This window comes from Labilibaculum euxinicum (assembly GCF_963678175.1).
Lineage (GTDB): Bacteria > Bacteroidota > Bacteroidia > Bacteroidales > Marinifilaceae > Labilibaculum > Labilibaculum euxinus.
Genome location: NZ_OY782756.1, coordinates 358,138 through 379,597 on the forward strand (window position 1 = coordinate 358,138; position 21,460 = coordinate 379,597).

Here is a 21,460-nt window from a genome sequence, read left to right on the forward strand (position 1 = left end):
TCCTGATAGGAATCTAATTATCAATTTTCTATTTGAATGGCAAAGATAAGAATTTTACCATTTTATTATGCTGTAATTTTTTCTATTCAACAACCAGTGAAATCAAGCTGTATAAAATCCCCGATATCAGTAAAATATTATAGATAAAAGAAAGCATAAAGAATTTCACAATTGTTTTTATCCATGATTGCCGATAATAAAATTTCAAGGCCAGAAAAAGCTGTACGGGAATCAATAAATAAAGATAAAAAGCAAACGACTGAAAAAACTCTAACTTAGTCATTATCAACAGCTCACTAACAATCACAATCACAAAAATAAAAGAATGGAAATTAAGTGATATTAATAAATGTTCTAACAAATAATGCTTCCTTCGGATGTAAAACAGTGCCAAAAACAAAGCAAATACCGGAAGTATAATCAGCAAGGTTTGTGATAATTTTTTATAGACATTATCCATCATCAAGGTCGGATTTAACTTCCACATGTCAATCACACGTTTTATATCAGAATTTCCGAACTTGTTATTCTTCCCTCCCTTTCCGCCAAAAGTAATTGATTGCGCCGTTTGTGCAGTATCCTGACTAATATTTAAGTTAAACAATCCTTTTTTTAGTTCTGAATTGGTCAAAGAATCTGACTCCAAGCTATCTATCTGGTTTTTATTTTCATCAACCATATCCTCGAAATAGGATAACACATCAACATCTTTTCCTTCCCCTGTTGTAAAAGTAAAGTTTTTTTCTGCCTGGGTTTCGGGCATGTGGTTGTGGGAAAGCAGTAAAAATGCAAAAAAAGTAAGAAATAGATACAGTCGAAAAGGTGGCGTATATCTGGCTCTTTTTCCTTTCATAAATTCTTTGGTAAGATAACCCGGACGAACAAATAGCGGGACTATCGTATGAAGAAATTTATTATCAAGCGATAGAGCATCACCAAGCGATTCGGACAAAACACTAAAAAAAGGTCTGTGAAAATCTTTTACCGACTGACCACAATTGGAACAAAAACTTCCATTAACCGAATGTTCACAATTAGCACAAAACCCCTCAAAATGAAAAACTTTCCTTTTGGGAAGTTTTTGGATGTATTTCTTAATTATTTCTTTCATTAGACTTCAAGAGGGAGTTCTTTTTTCACTTTTTCCTTAATCTTTTCTTTCGTATCACTAAAATCTGAATTAAACAATTCAAACATCTTTTCCGAAACAGTTGTCATTGGACTATATAAGTAGCTTTCATCCTTTTTTTCATCTGAAATAAATTCAAATTTCCGATCTAAATAATCAACAAAATAGACAATAATACCGATTATAATAATCCCCTTCATTAAACCAAATACCATTCCCAAAATTCGGTTAAACATCCCTAAAGCAACAGCTTCAACAAGTGAATTGAGAAGCTTGCCAATGATATGAACAATAATTACAATGACAATAAATGTGATTCCAAATGAAATGTATCCCATATATTCGGAGTCGTAATTAAAACGATCCCTTATGAATTGCGCCGTAAAATCGGAGAAATGAATGGCACCATAGATCCCTAATACTAAAGCAATCAAGGTAGCAATCTCAAAGATGAAACCATTCTTAAAACCTTTAACCATTACCCAAAGCAATGGAATACCTATCAATATATCGATAATATTCATTTGTAATGCGTTTCTAATTTGACAATGATCACCAAATATAAGTAAAAACCAACATAACCTGAGCATAATATTTAGATAAGAAACAAGACCTCAATTAAAATTTCTTTATATTTAAATCAGTAAACTATTCAAATATGGCTTTAATAAACTCTCTTGTTAGTTGGCTGAATACGAAAAGACTCTCTCAGATCGATTTTTTTAAAAATCATCCGATTGAAACTCAGAAAGAAACCCTTACGCAATTAATCGAACAAGCTTCGAATACTGAATGGGGAAAAAAGTATGACTTTAAAAGTATTCGCACACTTTCTGAATTTAAAGATAGATTGCCGGTTCAAACCTATGAAGATATTGAACCTTACATTAACAGACTTAGGAATGGTGAGCAAAATATTTTTTGGCCTTCCGAAATAAAATGGTTTGCCAAATCGTCAGGCACCACCAATTCGAAAAGCAAATTTATTCCGGTGAGTAAAGAAGCTTTGGAAGACTGTCACTTTCGAGGAGGAAAAGACATTTTAGCCATCTATACTTCTCTGTTCCCCGAAACTGGGATTTTTAGAGGGAAAGGATTAACACTTGGTGGAAGTCATCAGATTAACAACATCAAAAATGATTCTTACTATGGCGATTTGTCGGCTATTCTAATTCAAAATTTACCTTTTTGGGCTGATTTTATAAGAACACCTGATACGTCTATTGTATTGATGGATGAATGGGAAGAAAAACTGAATAAAATGACAGAAGCAACACTGAATGAGAATGTAACCAGTTTATCTGGTGTGCCTTCCTGGTTTCTGGTTCTGTTAAAACATATTTTAAATGCTTCAGGCAAAAACAACATTCACGAAATATGGCCTAATCTTGAACTTTTTGTTCACGGCGGTGTTAGTTTCGACCCTTACCGTGAACAATTTAAAGAATTATTGCCATCGCAGAATATGAACTATCTGGAGACTTATAATGCCTCCGAAGGTTTTTTCGGAATTCAGGACAATCCTTTGGATGATTCACTTCTTTTAATGTTGGATTACGGAATTTATTATGAATTTATTCCTGTCGGATGTTTGGCCAATGATCATCCAAAAGCCATCAGTTTAGAAGAGGTAAAACTTCATACAAACTACGCAATCGTTATTACAACCAATGGAGGATTGTGGCGTTATCAAATTGGAGACACCATCCGATTTACGTCAAAAGCCCCGTTTAAATTTAAGATTTCGGGCAGAACCAAACTATTCATCAATGCCTTTGGTGAGGAATTAATTATTGACAATGCCGAAAAGGCAATTCAAACAGCGTGTGCCAAAACCAATTCAATCATTAAAGAGTATACAGCTGCTCCTGTGTTTATGGCATCGAATCAAAAAGGGGCTCACCAATGGTTAATTGAATTTGAAAAAGCACCCGGCAACATTGACGAATTCAATTTCATATTAGACAATGCCCTAATGAGTGCAAACTCTGATTATGAGGCAAAAAGATACAAAAACATTACTCTTGAGAAACCACACATTACCATCGCTAAACCTGGTTTATTTTATCAGTGGCTGAAAGAAAAAGGGAAACTGGGCGGTCAGAATAAAGTGCCCCGACTTTCAAATAATCGTGATTTAATTGAGGAACTACTACAAAAAAACAACTAATTACTTATGCTGCAATTCCTTCTTTGGATATCTCTTTTGTTTCCATCTCAAAATAATGTTCAGATCAATCAGGTTCACGATTTTATTTCAGTTGATCACCTAGGCAATATATTTGTCGTGAATAAGTCCGAATTAATGGAATTCAATTCGAAGGGAGAGAAATTGGCCGTTTTTTCGAATTCCATGCTGGGTTCTATCTGTCATATTGATGTCTCGAACCCACTTCGAATACTAATTTTTTACAATGATTTTAATCAAATATTATTTCTGGACCGTAATCTGGCAGAAATTGGTGGCGAAATTGATTTATTTGAATTTTCGGATAACGAAACCGAATTGGTTTGCACTTCTGCAAATGGTGGGTTTTGGATTTATAATTCAAATGACAATCAGGCAATTCATATTTCGGACATTGGCAAAATAATAAATCAAAGCAGCTTACTGAACTCCTTTTTTCAGGATTGTATTCCTGATAAAATGCTGGAATACAACAACGATTTGTACCTCCTTTATCCGGAAATGGGAATTCTGAATCTGGATCGGAACGGCCAATTCAAGAAAAAAATTTCACTGCCGGGCATCAAAAACTTCCAAATATCCAAAAACACACTTCTATACACAACTGAATCAGGAATTTATTCCTTTCAGCCAATGTCCAAAGAAGACAAATTAATTTTCAATTTAAAAGATTCAAAAGATGCTCAACTTACCATCCAAAACAACAATTTGTATGTCTCCAATAAAAAGTCAATATCAATTAAAGCACTAACACTCTGATTAAAAATAACCTGCAATTTGTTGGTGTTTTTTCCAATTGAATTCCTGAAAAATATTCTTAATTTTAGTTGCCTTTTTCACACAAAGTAAACATAAATATGCACATTGCTGTTGCCGGAAATATTGGAGCTGGTAAAACTACACTAGCCGGATTATTAGCTAAACACTACGGATGGGAAGCTCATTTCGAAGATGTTGATGAAAATCCATATTTAAATGATTTTTACGATGATATGAAGCGATGGTCGTTCGCTCTTCAGATTCATTTTTTAAATAGTCGTTTCAATCAGGTTTTGGCCTTACGCAAATCCGGGAAAGACATCATTCAGGACAGAACCATCTACGAGGATGCCTATATTTTTGCTCCCAATCTGGAATCGATGAGTTTAATGCCTAGAAGAGATTTTGACAACTATCTGTCTCTTTTCAATATCATGAGTTCATTAATTCAGCCACCGGATCTGCTTATTTATTTACGCGCAAGCATTCCAACGCTGGTAAGTCATATTCAGGAGCGTGGACGTAATTATGAGGAAACCATTCGTTTAGATTATCTGAAGCGTTTAAATGAACGCTATGAAGCATGGATATCGGGCTATGCAAATGGTAAACTGCTGATTATTGATGTGGATAACATTAATTTCCTGAAAAACCCTAAAGACTTAAGTGAAGTAATCAACAAAATTGATGCTCAGCTAAACGGACTCTTTTAAAAAGAAGCTGTGAATTGATGATTACAGGTTAAGACTGTCCGGCTTGTAAATCCAATTCCGAATTTATAATTCAAAACTGATAATTCTTTCAAATTATGCATATCGCAATAGCTGGAAACATTGGCTCTGGTAAAACTACCCTTACCGAACTGCTTGCAAAACAATATGGATGGGAGGCTCATTACGAGGACGTTGACGAGAACCCCTATTTAAATGATTTTTACGACGACATGAAACGATGGTCGTTCAATCTTCAAATTTACTTTCTAAAAAGTCGGTTCAACCAAATTATGGAAATCCGTAAGGCGGGAAAAAATGTAATTCAGGATCGTACCATTTATGAAGATGCCATGATTTTTGCTCCGAATTTATTTGATATGGGTTTGATGTCGCAACGCGATTTTAAAAATTACAACAACCTGTTCGAATTAATGGGATCAATGGTTCAAGCTCCCGATTTGCTAATCTATTTGCGATCGTCTGTTCCTACATTGGTCAATCAAATTCAGAAAAGAGGCCGCAATTACGAAGAAACCATCCGTCTGGATTACTTAAAAAACCTGAATGCCAGATACGAAACATGGATTCAGAATTACAATCGTGGCAAACTATTGATTGTAGATGCCGACAATATTGATTTTCTGGATAATCCTGAAGATTTAAACAATATTATGGATAAGGTAGAGGCTCAAATTCACGGATTGTTTTAAAAACGGTAAAACAATCCGATTGATAATTCAGGAAGAGAGATCTTATCTAGACCAGAATATGCAGTTATTGAATCTGAGAGATTAGGAATATAAATATATCGCAAATTCATATCAAAGCTCCATTCATCGGAAAGATGATACAAAAAGCCAATGTTTGGAGCTAATCCTACTTTATTATCAGTCATATCAACTTTTATATTTTCCATTCCAGCTGATATAGCTGTAAAATCAACTTTATTTCTATAGTAGAAATAGCCAAAGGCTAGAGAAGCATAAGGTCTAAAATCACGATCCCAACTATCGAAATAGTAAGACGCTCTTAACAGAGCTGAACCAATATTATAATCTACGTTGTAACTTCCACGATGATCTGCATTCCAAAAATCATCTTGTCCTAAAATACTATAGCCAAGCTCAACACCAACTCCTATCTTCTTATTAAGCATCATTTGTCCAGTTAATCTAATCGAAGGTCCTCCTTTCGCCTGATCTCCTAAATCTCCAAAAGGATGCTGGTAACCAACAGAAGCACCAACTAAAAACTTTTCATCTTTATAATACTGAGCTTTTCCTACAGAACAAATACAGATTGCCAACAGGAAAAATATAGTAGATTTAAACCTCATCGATTCTATTTTTTAAATTTATCAGCCACTAAAATACAAAAAAATGGGAACCAAATTGGCTCCCATTTCCTTATCTTAAATTGAATTTACTCAATTACTTTTAATTCTTTTCCAATTTTAATGAAAGCAGCCAAAGCTTTATCCAAATGCTCTTTTGTGTGCGCAGCAGAAAGTTGAATTCTTATTCTTGCTTGTCCTTTCGCTACAACCGGATAATAAAATCCGATCACATAAATACCTTCTTCCAATAATTTAGCTGCAAATTGTTGTGATAGTACTGCATCGTACAACATCAAAGCATTAATAGCCGACTCGGATGGTTTTACATCAAAACCTGCGGCCAATAATCTTTCTCTGAAATATTTAGAATTTGAAATTACCTTATCGCGTAATTCTGTAGATTCGGTCAACATTTCGAACACCGCTAATGAAGCTCCTACAATTACTGGAGAAAGCGAGTTTGAGAATAAATACGGACGGGATCTTTGACGCAACATATCGATAATTTCTGCTTTACCAGTTGTAAATCCGCCTAAAGCTCCACCCAATGCTTTTCCTAACGTACTTGTGATAATATCAACACGATCCATACAATTATGGTATTCGTGAGTTCCCCGGCCGGTATCACCAATAAAACCGGAAGCATGACTATCATCAACCATAACTAATGCATTGTACTTATCAGCCAAATCACAAATTTCATTCAGTTTCGCAATATCTCCATCCATTGAGAAAACTCCGTCGGTAACAATTATACGAAAACGCTGTGCCTGAGAGATCTTTAACTGGGCCTCCAAGTCTTCCATATCAGCATGTTTGTAACGATATCTGGCCGCTTTACACAAACGAACCCCGTCAATAATCGAAGCATGATTCAACTCATCAGAAATAATCGCATCTTCCTTGTCGAATAATGGTTCAAAAACGCCGCCGTTTGCATCAAAAGCTGCTGCGTACAATATAGTATCTTCAGTTCCGAAGAAAGTCGCAATCTTTTCTTCCAATTCTTTATGAATATCGGTTGTACCACAAATAAAACGAACAGACGACATTCCATATCCATGCGACTTTAAAGCTTTTGAAGCTCCCTCCATAACCCGAGGATTGGAAGACAAACCCAGATAGTTATTCGCACAAAAATTTAATACTGTTTTACCAGTATTTACTTTAATTTCTGCACCTTGTGGAGTTGTTATAACTCTTTCGTTTTTATACAAGCCGGCATCTTTAATAGACTGAATTTCCTCTGCCAAATAATCTTTGAATTTTCCGTACATGAGTGTTTGTTGTTTATATGTGTTAGGTGTTTAATATGTTTCTAAATTCCAAGCCAAAATTACAATAAAATTTCGCTTCTGAGTTTTTCAAAAACTGTTTTTTTGTTGTTGATTATTATCAAATTCCGTTTTTAAACAAATAATTTTCCTTTCGGACCAACTCATCCTGCAAAACTCAATCCTTGAAAAACAATCATATAGCCATTACGTACAGATAGCAACAAGTCAAATTCAGATTAAAAAATCATTTTTTTGAAAAAATATTCCGGCAGATGTTGTATTATTGAACAAATCCTATTAGTTTTGCATCGCAATTTTCCTCCAGAATGTACGTCATTCGTGCAACTCAGAAGAAAATTTGGAAGTTATACTCCTTCTTAGCTCAGTTGGTTAGAGCATCTGACTGTTAATCAGAGGGTCCTAGGTTCAAGTCCTAGAGAGGGAGCAAAAAAAAGCAAGCTAAATGCTTTCAAAACAATTTTAGCAGAGTATTCCTTCTTAGCTCAGTTGGTTAGAGCATCTGACTGTTAATCAGAGGGTCCTAGGTTCAAGTCCTAGAGAGGGAGCAAAAAAAAGCAAGCTAAATGCTTTCAAAACAATTTTAGCAGAGTATTCCTTCTTAGCTCAGTTGGTTAGAGCATCTGACTGTTAATCAGAGGGTCCTAGGTTCAAGTCCTAGAGAGGGAGCCGAAAGCCATCCATTGCGGGTGGCTTTTTTCGTATCCTTAATTTTTCTTCCCTGCAAAAGTGACTCCAGATCCAAAATTTCCTTAATTTAGTTATATGTTTTTCATATATATTTTATACTCTCCTTCATCAGACAAATACTATCTAGGATATACCGAAGATGTTTCCAAGCGGATTTTCATGCATAACAACCCCATACGAACAAGTTACACTTCTAAACACAGACCATGGATTCTTAAAAAAGCATTTAAAGTTGGTAACAACAAAACTCTTGCTTTAAAAATTGAACGAAAAATTAAGAAAATGAAAAGCCGAAAATATCTTGAACAATTACTGGATCCACAGATAGGCGAACAAATGTTTGGTGATCTTTTAATATCATCAACACCTGACTGTTAATCAGTCCCGACGAGTCGGGATAGGTTCAAGTCCTAGAGAGGGAGCAGAAAGCCATCCATTGCGGGTGGCTTTTTCTTTTTTTAGGTACTCCGATCCAAAATTTTCATCTATTTTTGTTGGAATTGAAAAAATTCTACGCTTTGAAACACTATTCATTACCCATATGTCTTTTTTTGATCCTGCTTTTAAGTATCCCAACTCATGGATATGCTCAGGTAAAAATTGATACAACAGTTACATTTCCTAAAACCCGGCTAAATCCTGGATTAGGCAAAAGGGTTTTTAATAAAGAAAATCTATTGGTGTTTGGTGGATTATTAGGCACTTCATTTCTACTCGACGAATGGTCGAACAAACGCCTGAAATTAAATCAAAATTCCTTTTTAGATTCCTACACCAATATCTTTAATGAATTTGGTGAGAAAAAATACATTGCTCCTGCCACATTTGCGACCTGGATTATTGGCACAGCAATTAAGGATGAAAGGCTTTCAACTACTGCGCTCAACTCAGGAAAAGCTTTAATCACTGCCGCAATCTTAACCGAAGGCACAAAAATAATAGCCGGTCGCTCCAGACCATCCTTAAACAGAGGAAATATGCATTTTAATGCTTTTGGAGGAACCAGCAACGAAACAAAATCATTCCCTTCCGGACACGCTTTTGTATCCTGGGCAGTATTCACTCCTTTTGCCGAAGAATACAGCAAGTGGATCTACGTGATTCCAGCCTCTGTGAGCTTTGCAAGAATGTACCGAAACAAACATTGGTTTTCCGATGTTGTTTTAGGAGGAGGAATTGGCTATTTTGCAGGCCTTTATTTTCACAAAAGAAAAAACCAATCTGTCATTTTCGATGGAAATGGAATTGTAATCAAATTTTAACCAAACAAATTCATACAACCCAAAACCCAATATTATGAGCTTAACAAGTGTCTTTAAAAAATTCCCGAAAACCTTTTGGGTTGCAAACTCCATAGAACTATTCGAAAGATGGGCATGGTATGGTTTTTTCATGCTTTTTGCAAATTACCTTACCGGATCTTCAGATGCCGGAGGTCTTGAATTTACTCAAGTCCAAAAGGGTATGATCATGGGAATCGGTACTGGAATCCTATACTTCCTCCCAATATTAACAGGATCGATTGCAGACAAATACGGATATAAAAAAGTATTATTCTTAGCATTTATCATCTACACTTCTGCTTTTATTCTGTTGCCAATGTTCGATACTTTTACCGGAGTTTTTATCATGTATCTTTATTTGGCATTAGGAGCAGCACTTTTTAAACCTATCATATCGGCAACAATCGCTAAAACTACCACCGATGAGACTGCCTCAATCGGATTTGGTATTTTCTACATGATGGTGAATATTGGCGCTTTCTTTGGCCCAATGGTTACACTACTATTCAAGAATTCCTCATACAACCTGGTCTTTTACATCTCCGCAGGTATTGTGGCACTCAACTTTATATTGCTGCTATTCTATAAAGAACCCAATCGTAAACCTAATAACGATACTTTGGGTGTTTCAATCGCTAATGTTTTTAAAAACATAGGTCTGGTAGTGGTCGATTTAAAATTTATGCTTTTTTTACTGATTATTGCAGGTTTCTGGACGATGTACAATCAATTATTTTTTACTCTTCCTGTTTTTATTGCTCAATGGGTTGATACATCAGTTGTTTTTAATTTCTTTCATAATACAATACCTTTCTTCAGTGAAAATTACGGTACTCATAACGGACAAATGGAAGCGGAGTTCATTACAAATTTTGATGCCCTATTCATCATCATTTTTCAACTCATTGTATCAACCATTGTTATGAAATGGCAACCACTTAAAACAATGATGACTGGATTTTTGGTTTGTGCAATTGGAATGTCACTTACTCTTTTCACCCAAAATGTACTATTTACTTTTGCCGCAATCTACATCTTTGCAATTGGTGAAATGGCCGGATCTCCAAAAATTACCGAATACATCGGACGAATTGCTCCTGCTGATAAAAAAGCTCTTTACATGGGGTATTCATTCATTCCAGTATTCCTTGGAAATGTATTTGCCGGTTTTATTTCAGGTAACGTTTATCAGGATATGTCAGACAAAACCTTATTTGTAAAGCAAGAAGTAGCTAAAAGAGGTCTTGAAATTTCTGAAAGTCTCTCACAAAACGAATATTTCAATCGTGCGGCAGAATCAATGAGCATGACCCCAAACGAATTAACAAACTATTTGTGGTCTTCATATAATCCATCGAAAATATGGTATGTGATTTTAGCGATTGGCCTTTTCGCAGTTCTGGCTCTCTATTTTTACGATAGATTGCTACTGAACAAGAAAGCATAACAGATCACAATTAAAGTCATCATATTGCTGATTACAAAACAGCGAATCCCACTCCGGTGGGATTTTTTTTGTCTTCTTCATCAAAACTATTGAGATTGGCAAGGACTTCTGCATTATATTTTTTAATTTGCAGACGAAATAAATCAACAAACAAAGTCACTTTTTGCTGATTTATTCGTACTAAAAAAAACACTCAACCATTTTTATGCTACCCAACCAAATTAATAACATGTTAAGGCATATTATATGATAAGAACTCTACACGTAAAAATTTTATTTTTCCTCTCTGTTTTTGTTGCATTTGCACTTTCGGCAACAGCTCAGACCTCTATTGAAGAATACTACCAAAATGCTGCCGGAAAAACAGGTGATGAATTGAAGACTGCATTGCATTCGATTATTAGAAATCATACCGAACTGCCTTACACAACTAAGGATGCCGGTGACCAATACAATGTTTGGGAAGCTCTTAAAATAACGGATGAAGATCCAACTAATACAGACAATATTCTTCTAATTTATACTGGAAGAAGTGAAGTGAAAACAAGACAAGATGATGGAGTAAGTAATGATCCTGATTCATGGAACAGAGAACACATCTGGGCTAAATCGCATGGCGATTTTGGAACGGAGCGTGGGGCTGGAACCGACATTCACCACCTTAGGGCCTGCGACCGAAGTGTAAATACTGATCGAAGCAATAAATTTTTTGACAATGGCGGAACGACTCATTCTGAAGCTACAGAATGCAAGTTTGACGGAGACTCCTGGGAACCCCGCGATGCAGTGAAGGGGGACATTGCCCGAATGATATTATACATGGCCGTATGTTACGAGGGTGAAAATGGTGATCCCGATCTGGAAATGACCAATGACATGACTTACAGCATGGATAATTACTCTGCTCCTTTCTTTGGTAAACTATCCACTCTATTAATTTGGAATACACAGGATCCGGTTGACGAGACCGAAAAAACAAGAAACGAAAAAGTTTATACGATTCAAGGCAATAGAAACCCGTTTATTGATTATCCCGAATGGGCTGACGAAATTTGGACCACTGCCATTGATACCGAGAGTCCTGCTATTACCGAATTTTCTCCTGTTAATGAATCTTCTGGAGTTTCTTTAACAGCAAATCTCATTATCAAATTTAATGAAGATATAAAAGAAGGAACAGGCAGTGTTACCATCAAAAGATACAATGACGAAACAACTTTTGAAACACTAACAATTCCAAGCGCCAGATTAACTTATTCAGGCAATCAGCTATTAATAAACTCCGAAGCCAAATACGAAGAAGGAGTTAGATACTATGTCGTTATTGATAACGGCGTAGTAACCGATGCTTCCTCGAATGCTTTTGATGGGATTTCAGACAAAACGATATGGAATTTTACTGCAACCTACACTCCTCCTGTAATTACCGAATTCACACCAGCTGATAAGAGTGAAAATATTCCAATAAGCACCAATTTAAAAATTACATTTGATAAAGAGGTACAAGCTGGAAATGGTTCAATTCGCATCCTTACCAATGGAAGTGAAACAGCAATTGCAGCTTCCGACGCTTTGGTAACCTATAACGGCACACAAGTTAGTATTGATTTATCAGATGATCTGGAAACAGGAACCGAATACTACATTAACATTGATAATAATGCATTTGTAAGTGCTCAGGGTATAGCTTTTGCTGGCATTAGCACCCCTACAGACTGGTCTTTCACTACCGAAAACCCTACTGGAATTGATGATTTACGTACCGATGGAATTCCATCATTCTACCCGAACCCAGCTGTGAATGAAATCCGACTGAAAAATATGAATGATGTAGAATCGATGTATATCTCGAACTTAACCGGGCGAAATATCATGGAAATAAAATCACCTGATACACGAATCTCCATTAGTAAATTGCCAAAAGGGATGTATTTTGTGACCTTTATTTCATCAGATGGCAATCGGATAACAAAGAAACTGATGAAGCGCTAAAACTTCATGTAAACAAATACAAATGGCTGTTTCCTTTTCGGATGCGGCCATTTTTGTTCTTGCGTATTCCGGTGTCAGGCAAAAGGTTTGAAACAGAGGATCACGATGCGTACACATTAGGAGCTGGTCATACCTACACATGAAGGGGGTATCATATGGACACACCAGCAGGTAGTCATGTGCATACAGGGAATACTTTCGCCACCAAAATTTACATATTGAGATCAAAAAAAATCCAGATAGAATACCATCTAACCGGATTAAAATACAGAAAATCCCATCGATTTAATCAACAATCAAAATCTGCTCAAATTGTATTTCACGAGGCTCTTTAAGCAATAGGCTGTTCGCAGAAAATTGTGTAACAATCTCCAAAGTATAATCACCAACCGCCAGCGCGGGCAACATCACCAGCAGCTGCCTAGGTTCATTGGTAATAATTTGTGCACACTTATGGTGGCTGTCATCATTCTGATTGATTAGATACACACCTACAATATCATCATCGCCTGCTATTTTTAGTCTGTTCCCCTGTATCGAGATCACATTACCCGGGGTAATGGTGCTATCTTCGGCCTTTATTAGGCTATCGATTACTTTTCCTATTACGGGTTCGGTAGTGGCGGTACCAACAATATCAACCTGTGTTTATGTCAATTCACCAATCAAAACACCTCATTTGAATACAGCTTAAACAATAGAAATAAAAAAGCCCGAATCCAATGGATTCGGGCTTTTCATATATATATAAGATTTAAATACTATAAACCTTCAATGTAAGTAAATTCAGGATTAGGTCCTGCTTTAGTACACTGGAATTTTAATGTATAGAATCCATCGGTTAAATCTTCTTTGTAAGCTTTAACATCTACCAAGTAGAAAACATCAATTCCACTAACTTGAGTAACTGCATTTGGATATTTCACAGTTAATAAAGCAGCAACACCTTCTTTCATTCTCTCCATTGTTAATGCGATAGCAGCTTCAGTACTTAAATCCGCAAACTCTGGCATAGGGAAATCAACGGTGTTTCTATTTTTCAATCTTAAATCGAAATTAGAATATTTTCCACTTGCTCCATAGTAATATTCAGAATCACTATACTTGGATGTTTTACCATGTGCAGAAATAGAATAATCAACAATCATCTGATAATCATCTGAAGTCATAGTGAAAGCAGTAGTAGGATCAAATACCCAACCATCTTTAACATTCAAATATTGACCTGTTACATCGATAGTAGACTCATATTCATTCCACACAGTACCATCAAATGTAAACTCTCTAAGCTCAGTTACAGTAACATACTTCCCATCAATTTTTCCTTTGAAAAAACGATATTGCGTAGCAATTTTATCACCTTCTACAGCATATGCAAACTTAATATTCATGAATTTTGGAAGATACACTGCAGGATCATCCGATGCTGAGAAATTATCATGACTTCCTGGCGCTCCCATCGAATCATAATCATCAGCAGTTAGCTCATACAAAGTAACCCCCTCAGGAAGCTCTGGAGCATCTTTCTCAGCCCAAACTGATCCATCAAAAATCCAAACTTCTGTAATCGTTGTTGTTGTCCCTGAATCATAATATTTATAACTAATTGCTTGTTCATCGTCCTCAACTGCATCCGGATATTTTACCAATAAGAAATCTGGTAAGTAATCAGCGGGATCAATTGAAGAGGAAAAATTATTGTATTTTCCTGGCTCATCATCGCCCGTACCCATAGAATCATAATCAGCTGTAGATAAGTAATAATCATCCATTTCAGCAATTCCATCAATATAATCAGCGTAATCTCTCAAATAATATAAACTACCTTGATAGTACTTGTAAGTTACCTTAGCTGAAGAATTCAACTCCAAAGTTGCATATTCTGATTCCAAAAACAGAGGAATATAATTTGCAGCAGGAAGATATTTACTAAAATTCTTATACTTCCCAATAGATTCTGCATCATCCTTTTCATCATCAGTTTTAGCAACTTCCAAAGCTAATTCTCCAAGTGTCACGTAATCTGCATCTGCAAATGTGAATTCAATATCTTGCTTATAAGGCTCTCTTAAATTATCTAATTCATCATACGTATCTTCCATTGGATCACAAGAAGTGAATATCAATGCAAGAAATGATACCATATATAATATTTTTTTCATTTGTCTTAATTTTTAGATTTAAACAACTTAATCTTAGAACTTAATTTTCAAACCAGTTGACCAGTTTCTACCAAATCCATAATAAACTAATGCATCACTAGACATATGCTCTGTACCATCCTGCGCTTTAGAAATATATTCAGTATCTAATACGTTATTTACATTACCATAAATAGATGCATTTAAACCAGCAATTTTAAATCTGTAGTTAAATCCAAGATCCACAAGACCAACTTCTGGCATCTTGTACGAATCACCAATAAAGCTAGCGTTATTTCTTTTTGTAGCATCAAAATCAGCATAGTGATTTCCATAATACAAATAGTCAGCACTAACTCTTAACTTAGGTAAAACTTCATAGCTAACAGAAAGAGCTCCACTAAATTGTGCTGAGTTACCAACGTGTACATCCTTAAGATAAGCATTGAACTCATCAGTTACCTCACGAGTTTCTTCATCAATAATCTTAGCATTTACATCATCAGTATATGTCCAATCTCCAATAGAAAGCATACCTTTTACAGTTAATTTCTTAGAAGGCTTGTATTCTGCTTCCACCTCTATACCTTGGTGTAGCTGATTCAATCCAGAAATATTAGCAACCTCGTCACCATAAGATTTTACTAAACCACGATCTTTCCAATCTGTTCTGTAAAGAGTAACAGCAGCATTAAAGTTTGGTGCGTTATACTTATATCCTAATTCAGCAGTAATAATTTTTTCATACTTCACATCATCATTAACTGTGTTACCATAGTTAATAAATACATTAGTGAAATAAGGGGTTCTTTGAACGTAACCACCATTAGCAAAAACAGTATGGATAGAGTTAATTTTATAACTAATTCCACCTTTTACGTTCCAAGGAAAGAAATGCTCCCAGTCAGTTTCCTGATTTCCCGGTGCATATTGGAAATAATCAACACGCTTGTATGATTTTCTTGATACTGCAACTGATACAAAACCAGTAAAATTATCACCTACGTATTCTGACTGACCAAACAATCCAGTGTACAATACTTTACCATCATTGTAGTAAGAATACTTATCGCCTTTCTTCAACTTTGCATTTTCATCACGATTCATATTCGTATCGTCCAAAAAGAATGCACCGCCTAATAAATCATCAACTTCTCTATAGTGTTCTCCCACATAGTAACGAGCATCGATACCTCCGGTAAAAGTGAATTCTTTATATTGGCGAGTCAAGTTAGACAATAAGCCATACCAAGAGTGATTATTTACAGAATTCCCAATAATTGCCTGAGAACCTTCTGTTACATAAGTTGCATTTGCGGCTGCAACAGCATCATAGTCTAATAAACCGTCTGCTGTTCTCATGATATCATCCTTATCTAAACCAGTCTTATTATCAACTCCTAACCACGAATCTTTATTTCCTGATACACGACGACCACCACCTGTACCTACAGAAGCATAAAGAGATGTAGTCAAAGAAGTTTTCTCATCCATTTTCCAATAGTGATTCAACTGTGCTTGAGGTTTGTGGTAATAGTTGTAACCATATCCACCACCGTAAATTTTTCCTTCACGTATACCATAATCAGAATTGAATTTAAACTCATCTTTGTGATTACGATACTGCTCGATTGTATGCTTATTTCCTCTTTGATTGTGCCATTGAGGAGCTCCAGTAATCATAAATGACATTGTGTGTTTGTCATTAATCTTTTTCGAAACATTTGCGTAGTATGACCAAGCATCAAAATCAGTACCTTTTACGTACCCATTACCATAAGTATGAGAACCTAACAAAGTAACAGCCCATCCATTATCCATCATACCTGTTGATACTGAAAACAATTGTTTTCTATATCCATCGTTCGCAACAGAAGATTTAACAACACCACCTTTTTTAGCATCAGTAGATCTCGTTAGGATATTAATTGTTCCCCCAACAGAAGACAAGCCTAATTTAGATGCACCTAGACCTCTTTGAACCTGCATTGTTCTAGAAACATCAGAAAGACCAGCCCAGTTAGACCAATACACTTTACCAGATTCCATATCGTTAACAGGGATACCATTAATTAATACTCCAACATTATTCGAGTCAAATCCACGAACATAAACAGAAGCATCACCAAATCCTCCACCTTCTTTCGAAGTATAAATTGAAGGAGTAGATTTTAAAATTTCAGGATATTCCTGAGCTCCTAATTTATTTTCAATTAGTTCTGCACTAATCGTTGATACAGAAATAGGAGTTTGGCGATCAGTAACAACTGAAGCCATAATGCTTACTTCCTTTAAACCAATAGCATCAGATTCCAACTTAATAGTTCCTAAATCCTGAGCACCTTTTAAGGTAATTTCTTTGTCAAGAAATCCCACGAAACTTACAACAAGCTTTGTAGCTCCTTTTGGCAATTCAAAAGCAAACGAGCCATCAAAACCTGAAACGGTACCGGAAGTTGTTCCGGCAACAACAATAGAAGCACCCGGCAAACTTTCGTTGGTACTACCATCTACGACTACACCTTTTACAGTGGTTTGAGCAATAGCTGCAATGGACAACATCATAATTGCTGCCATTGTCAAAATACTTCTCATAGCATTTTTCATAAAACAATTTGTTAGGTTAGTAATTGTGTGGCAATGTCGCCACAAAATCATCTCACATTTCCTGGAGAAAAGGATTACAAAAATGGTTGCTTTTTAACTATTTAACAAAAATTCGACGGACTAATAATAACCGTTCGTCTTCCTCTTTTAGCTCTTCATCGAAAAAGTTCATTTCAAACCTGAAACAGGGACAGTTTTTCAACAATCACAAAAAAAAAGAACAAAAGTTTTAACCAAATAGGTCTGTCAAAAAATGGATACGGAAGATAATATTTTTCTTTCGAAATCCATAATCGCAAAATTAACCAAAAACTTAGTTTAAAACTTATTTTAACATCTCAATAAAAAAGTTATTATTTACAATTTAGAATATATAAGGACTGTAAAGTTTTTACTCTGATGCCATAACTTGCTACTTATTTCAATTCTAAATTAGATAATCACTAAATATCGTTGACATCACAAAGAAACAATTTCATCAGCAACGATTTGTTAATTTAACATTAAATTAAAGGAAAGAATTAAATTAATATCTAAAACAAAATTAAATCTACATGAAAAGAATATTTTCAAAAATAAAGCGTACTTTTGCAGCCGCATTTTGAGCGGCGCAATCGATTCACTCACAACAATTTCAACGAATGTGATGATTAGATGAATGTTCAATTTGACTAGTACAATAAAAAGAAAGAGAACACAATATCCCATTTCATTAGCTTTTAGAGGATATTTTTTCTCAAATTAATAAAATACAAGATGAGGAAATTGAGAAACATTGCGATTATCGCCCACGTTGACCATGGAAAAACCACTTTGGTTGACAAAATGATAATGCATAGTAACATTTTTAGAAAAAATGAGAACCCAGGTGATTTAATCCTTGATAATAACGACCTGGAAAGAGAGAGAGGAATCACCATCTTGTCGAAGAACGTTTCTCTTGAATACAATGGTGTAAAGATTAATATCATAGACACTCCCGGTCACTCGGATTTTGGTGGAGAAGTTGAGCGTGTTTTGAATATGGCTGATGGGGTATTACTGCTTGTAGATGCTTTTGAAGGAACTATGCCTCAAACTCGTTTTGTACTGCAAAAAGCTTTAGCTTTAGGTCTTAAACCTGTTGTGGTTGTTAACAAAGTTGACAAACCAAACTGCAGACCGGAAGAAGTTCAGGAGCAGGTTTTCGAATTGATGTTTAATTTAGAGGCTACTGAAGAGCAATTGGATTTCCCAACCATCTACGGCTCGGCCAAACAAGGTTGGATGTCGAAAGACTGGCAAAAGCCGACGACCGATATTACAGCAATTTTAGATGCGGTAATCGAGTTCATCCCTGAGCCAAAAACCATTAACGGTACGCCGCAAATGCTTATCACATCTCTTGACTACTCAGCTTATGTTGGACGTATCGCCGTAGGGCGAGTTCACCGGGGAGAGATTCGTGAAGGAATGGATGTTTGTTTGGTTAAACCTGATGGAAGCATCAAAAAACAACGAATTAAAGAACTACATATCTTTACGGGACTGGGCAAAGAAAGAGTTCAATCTGTTGCTTCCGGAGAAATATGCGCATTAGTAGGTATTGAAGGTTTTGATATTGGAGATTCTATTTGCAGCGTTGAAAACCCGGAACCTCTAAAACCAATCGCCATTGATGAACCTACAATGAGTATGTTATTTACGATCAACAATTCTCCTTTTTATGGAAAAGATGGTAAATTCGTTACTTCCCGTCACTTAATTGACCGACTAAATAAAGAACTGGAAAAGAATTTAGCTCTTAGAGTTGAAAAAACTGATTCTGCAGATTCATATATTGTATTCGGACGTGGTGTTCTTCATTTGTCTGTACTAATCGAAACCATGCGTCGTGAAGGATACGAAATTCAAGTTGGACAACCACAGGTTATCATCAAAGAAATTGGTGGTGAAAAATGTGAGCCAGTTGAGTTCCTATTCATCGATCTTCCGGAAGATGTTTCAGGAAAAGCAATTGAGATCGTAACTCAACGTAAAGGAGAAATGCTGACTATGGAACGTAAGGCGGATCGTATTCACCTTGAATTCCATATCCCATCAAGAGGTATTATTGGTTTAAGAAATCAGATGTTGACTGCTACTGCCGGCGAAGCTGTAATATCTCATCGTTTTCTTGAATACCAACCGCACAAAGGCCCAATTCCAGGCCGTGTTAACGGATCGTTAATTGCTATGGAAACCGGATTAACTTTTGCTTATGCTTTAAATAAACTACAAGACCGAGGTACATTTTTCGTTGCCCCAACGGTTGAAATTTATGAAGGTCAGGTAATTGGAGAAAACAATCGTGCCGGCGACTTGGTTATTAACGTAACTAAAACAAAAAAACTAACCAACATGCGTACTTCAGGTACTGATGATAAGGTGAGATTATCACCTCCGATCACTCACTCTCTTGAAGAAGCATTGGAATACATCCAAGGTGACGAGTATGTTGAGGTTACTCCTAACTCAATCCGTTTAAGAAAAATACTTCTTAAAGAAACCGATCGTAAAAGATCAGGCAAATAATTTTTTAATTTCAACTGAAATTTAAAAACGCAATATTTTAAAAGAGCGATTTCCTTGTTGTGAAATCGCTCTTTTTACATTCTAAAATACCAGGTTTTCCCCTGCTAATTCCATTAATTGGTTTCCACCCGAATACATTTGCCTGGACAAATATCGGCTGCTTTCCTATTTTTCTGAACCTCATCATTAAAAATTTCTAATTCGTAACAATCTCTCTTCCTTATCGAGCCAATCAGGTCACATCTGCCATCTTCAGTACACATCTCCCAAAATTCAGGTGCTACTCCCACACAATAAGCACAACCTATACACCTATCTCTAAAATGCTTTATTCTTGTCATTTTTTTAATAACACCCCTGCTTAATATTGATTTTTTTATAATCTTCAAATATAAGATAATTTTAAATTAAACTTAAATTGCTGTTTTACAGACATTTAAATATTTAATTGAAATATTTTTAGTACTATGCTTTGCATATTACCTTTTTTTGTACGTATATTTGTATAACAAGCTTACGTGCTTGCAACAGTAGTATATGATATAAATACAATCACCATGAACAAGAGAAACAATACACTATGCAAACTCAGCCTGATTCTAATTGTTCTATTTTCGTGGACAACAGAATCCAATGCTCAATTTGTTTCTACTGCGAAACAATCGAAAATACTATCTCCTATTGTGAAAATTATATCTGATGCAATTTTAGGATGTGAATCAAAAATCGACAGAGAAAAAAGCTATTTCAACTCAAGCCTTTTCTTTTTTGAAGAAAATATACAAGTATGTAAAGATATTTTAGCCGGCAATAATGACAACACTGATACTGTAAATATTTCATCTCAAACGAGGGAACAGATCCTAATTGAAAAAGATACTGTTCTAACAAAGGAGGAAACTAAGGTAGTTGAGAAGAAAAAACACAAAAGCATCTGGAACAATCCGGGAAATACAAAATCAAGAATTTAATTTATTCCAACCATGAAGATCGAAAATACTAAAGCCCAAATGCGAAAAGGAGTGCTGGAATATTGTATTCTATCCATTTTATCAAGAAATGATGCTTACGCTTCAGATATAATCAAGGAGCTAAAAGAGGCAAAAATGATTGTTGTGGAAGGAACATTATATCCACTTCTAACCCGATTAAAAAACGACGGACTGCTAAGCTACCGTTGGGAGGAATCAACTCAAGGTCCACCTCGGAAATACTATACGATTGCCGAACTTGGAAGTGGATTTCTTAAAGAATTGGATCAATCCTGGCAAGATTTAGTTGATGCTGTAAATACAATTAAAAAGTAAGACCCCTAAACCGACATACA

Annotated in this window: 19 protein-coding genes and 3 tRNA genes; 14 read left to right on the forward strand and 8 right to left on the reverse strand. The window is 35.6% G+C overall.

What is annotated here, in order from left to right:
• Positions 1-82 precede the first annotated feature (82 nt).
• On the reverse strand, positions 83-1,111 hold the full coding sequence (locus ACY0M5_RS01625; protein ID WP_461630591.1) for a DUF3667 domain-containing protein: 1,029 nt from the start codon (positions 1,109-1,111) through the stop codon (positions 83-85).
• Positions 1,111-1,653, reverse strand: coding sequence for a CvpA family protein (locus ACY0M5_RS01630; RefSeq protein ID WP_197092701.1), 543 nt, complete (start codon positions 1,651-1,653; stop codon positions 1,111-1,113). The genes ACY0M5_RS01625 and ACY0M5_RS01630 overlap by 1 nt, the downstream gene beginning before the upstream one ends.
• Before the next feature lie 134 nt (positions 1,654-1,787).
• On the opposite strand from ACY0M5_RS01630, the gene ACY0M5_RS01635 reads away from it, so the two are divergent.
• From ACY0M5_RS01635 to ACY0M5_RS01650, 4 genes are all read left to right on the forward strand, one after another.
• Positions 1,788-3,299, forward strand: coding sequence for a GH3 auxin-responsive promoter family protein (locus tag ACY0M5_RS01635; RefSeq protein WP_461630592.1), 1,512 nt, complete (start codon positions 1,788-1,790; stop codon positions 3,297-3,299).
• 6 nt (positions 3,300-3,305) lie between these two features.
• Positions 3,306-4,076: a hypothetical protein gene (locus ACY0M5_RS01640; RefSeq protein WP_461630593.1), complete on the forward strand. Its 771-nt coding sequence runs from the start codon at positions 3,306-3,308 to the stop codon at positions 4,074-4,076.
• Between the two features lie 98 nt (positions 4,077-4,174).
• A complete protein-coding gene (locus ACY0M5_RS01645) occupies positions 4,175-4,789 on the forward strand; it encodes a deoxynucleoside kinase (protein ID WP_320020100.1) in 615 nt (204 codons plus the stop codon).
• Positions 4,790-4,884: 95 nt separating this feature from the next.
• Complete coding sequence (locus ACY0M5_RS01650) at positions 4,885-5,499, forward strand: deoxynucleoside kinase (RefSeq protein ID WP_124993565.1); 615 nt, start codon at positions 4,885-4,887, stop codon at positions 5,497-5,499.
• Here ACY0M5_RS01650 and ACY0M5_RS01655 read toward each other — a convergent pair.
• Both ACY0M5_RS01655 and kbl read right to left on the reverse strand, forming a co-directional pair.
• Positions 5,496-6,125 carry an OmpW family outer membrane protein gene (locus ACY0M5_RS01655; protein WP_461630594.1) on the reverse strand — a complete coding sequence of 210 codons (630 nt, stop codon included), beginning with the start codon at positions 6,123-6,125 and terminating at the stop codon, positions 5,496-5,498. The two genes, ACY0M5_RS01650 and ACY0M5_RS01655, sit on opposite strands and share 4 nt — an antisense overlap.
• A gap of 86 nt (positions 6,126-6,211) precedes the next feature.
• Entirely contained in the window at positions 6,212-7,402 is a 1,191-nt protein-coding gene (gene kbl, locus ACY0M5_RS01660) for a glycine C-acetyltransferase (protein WP_124993567.1), read from the reverse strand.
• Between the two features lie 371 nt (positions 7,403-7,773).
• Between kbl and ACY0M5_RS01665 the strand changes: the two genes are divergently transcribed.
• From ACY0M5_RS01665 to ACY0M5_RS01695, 7 genes are all read left to right on the forward strand, one after another.
• Positions 7,774-7,847: transfer RNA gene (locus ACY0M5_RS01665), tRNA-Asn, on the forward strand.
• A gap of 47 nt (positions 7,848-7,894) precedes the next feature.
• Positions 7,895-7,968: transfer RNA gene (locus ACY0M5_RS01670), tRNA-Asn, on the forward strand.
• 47 nt (positions 7,969-8,015) lie between these two features.
• A tRNA-Asn gene (locus ACY0M5_RS01675) sits at positions 8,016-8,089 on the forward strand.
• Between the two features lie 96 nt (positions 8,090-8,185).
• Positions 8,186-8,488 carry a GIY-YIG nuclease family protein gene (locus ACY0M5_RS01680; RefSeq protein WP_101310279.1) on the forward strand — a complete coding sequence of 101 codons (303 nt, stop codon included), beginning with the start codon at positions 8,186-8,188 and terminating at the stop codon, positions 8,486-8,488.
• Positions 8,489-8,628: 140 nt separating this feature from the next.
• The gene (locus tag ACY0M5_RS01685; RefSeq protein WP_461630595.1) at positions 8,629-9,372 is read left to right on the forward strand and encodes a phosphatase PAP2 family protein; all 744 of its coding nucleotides are present in this window, start codon (positions 8,629-8,631) and stop codon (positions 9,370-9,372) included.
• A gap of 34 nt (positions 9,373-9,406) precedes the next feature.
• Positions 9,407-10,840, forward strand: coding sequence for an MFS transporter (locus ACY0M5_RS01690; RefSeq protein WP_461630596.1), 1,434 nt, complete (start codon positions 9,407-9,409; stop codon positions 10,838-10,840).
• Between the two features lie 246 nt (positions 10,841-11,086).
• A complete protein-coding gene (locus tag ACY0M5_RS01695) occupies positions 11,087-12,832 on the forward strand; it encodes an endonuclease (protein ID WP_461630597.1) in 1,746 nt (581 codons plus the stop codon).
• Between the two features lie 285 nt (positions 12,833-13,117).
• Here the strand turns inward: ACY0M5_RS01695 and ACY0M5_RS01700 are convergent, their stop codons facing one another.
• The 3 genes from ACY0M5_RS01700 to ACY0M5_RS01710 all read right to left on the reverse strand — a co-directional run bounded on the left by ACY0M5_RS01700 (position 13,118) and on the right by ACY0M5_RS01710 (position 17,580).
• Positions 13,118-13,468 (reverse strand): DUF4469 domain-containing protein, encoded by a 351-nt coding sequence (locus ACY0M5_RS01700; protein WP_461631700.1) that lies wholly within the window; start codon positions 13,466-13,468, stop codon positions 13,118-13,120.
• A gap of 125 nt (positions 13,469-13,593) precedes the next feature.
• Positions 13,594-14,994, reverse strand: coding sequence for a hypothetical protein (locus ACY0M5_RS01705; RefSeq protein ID WP_461630598.1), 1,401 nt, complete (start codon positions 14,992-14,994; stop codon positions 13,594-13,596).
• Positions 14,995-15,027: 33 nt separating this feature from the next.
• Entirely contained in the window at positions 15,028-17,580 is a 2,553-nt protein-coding gene (locus ACY0M5_RS01710) for a TonB-dependent receptor (protein WP_461630599.1), read from the reverse strand.
• A 756-nt stretch (positions 17,581-18,336) separates the two neighbouring features.
• Here ACY0M5_RS01710 and typA point away from each other — a divergent pair.
• Positions 18,337-20,133: a translational GTPase TypA gene (gene typA, locus ACY0M5_RS01715; RefSeq protein WP_461630600.1), complete on the forward strand. Its 1,797-nt coding sequence runs from the start codon at positions 18,337-18,339 to the stop codon at positions 20,131-20,133.
• 113 nt (positions 20,134-20,246) lie between these two features.
• On the opposite strand, the gene ACY0M5_RS01720 is transcribed toward typA, so the two are convergent.
• Positions 20,247-20,474 carry a ferredoxin gene (locus ACY0M5_RS01720; RefSeq protein ID WP_461630601.1) on the reverse strand — a complete coding sequence of 76 codons (228 nt, stop codon included), beginning with the start codon at positions 20,472-20,474 and terminating at the stop codon, positions 20,247-20,249.
• Between the two features lie 216 nt (positions 20,475-20,690).
• On the opposite strand from ACY0M5_RS01720, the gene ACY0M5_RS01725 reads away from it, so the two are divergent.
• Both ACY0M5_RS01725 and ACY0M5_RS01730 read left to right on the forward strand, forming a co-directional pair.
• Positions 20,691-21,104 (forward strand): hypothetical protein, encoded by a 414-nt coding sequence (locus ACY0M5_RS01725; RefSeq protein WP_461630602.1) that lies wholly within the window; start codon positions 20,691-20,693, stop codon positions 21,102-21,104.
• A gap of 12 nt (positions 21,105-21,116) precedes the next feature.
• Positions 21,117-21,440, forward strand: coding sequence for a PadR family transcriptional regulator (locus tag ACY0M5_RS01730; RefSeq protein WP_101310290.1), 324 nt, complete (start codon positions 21,117-21,119; stop codon positions 21,438-21,440).
• Positions 21,441-21,460: the final 20 nt, after the last annotated feature.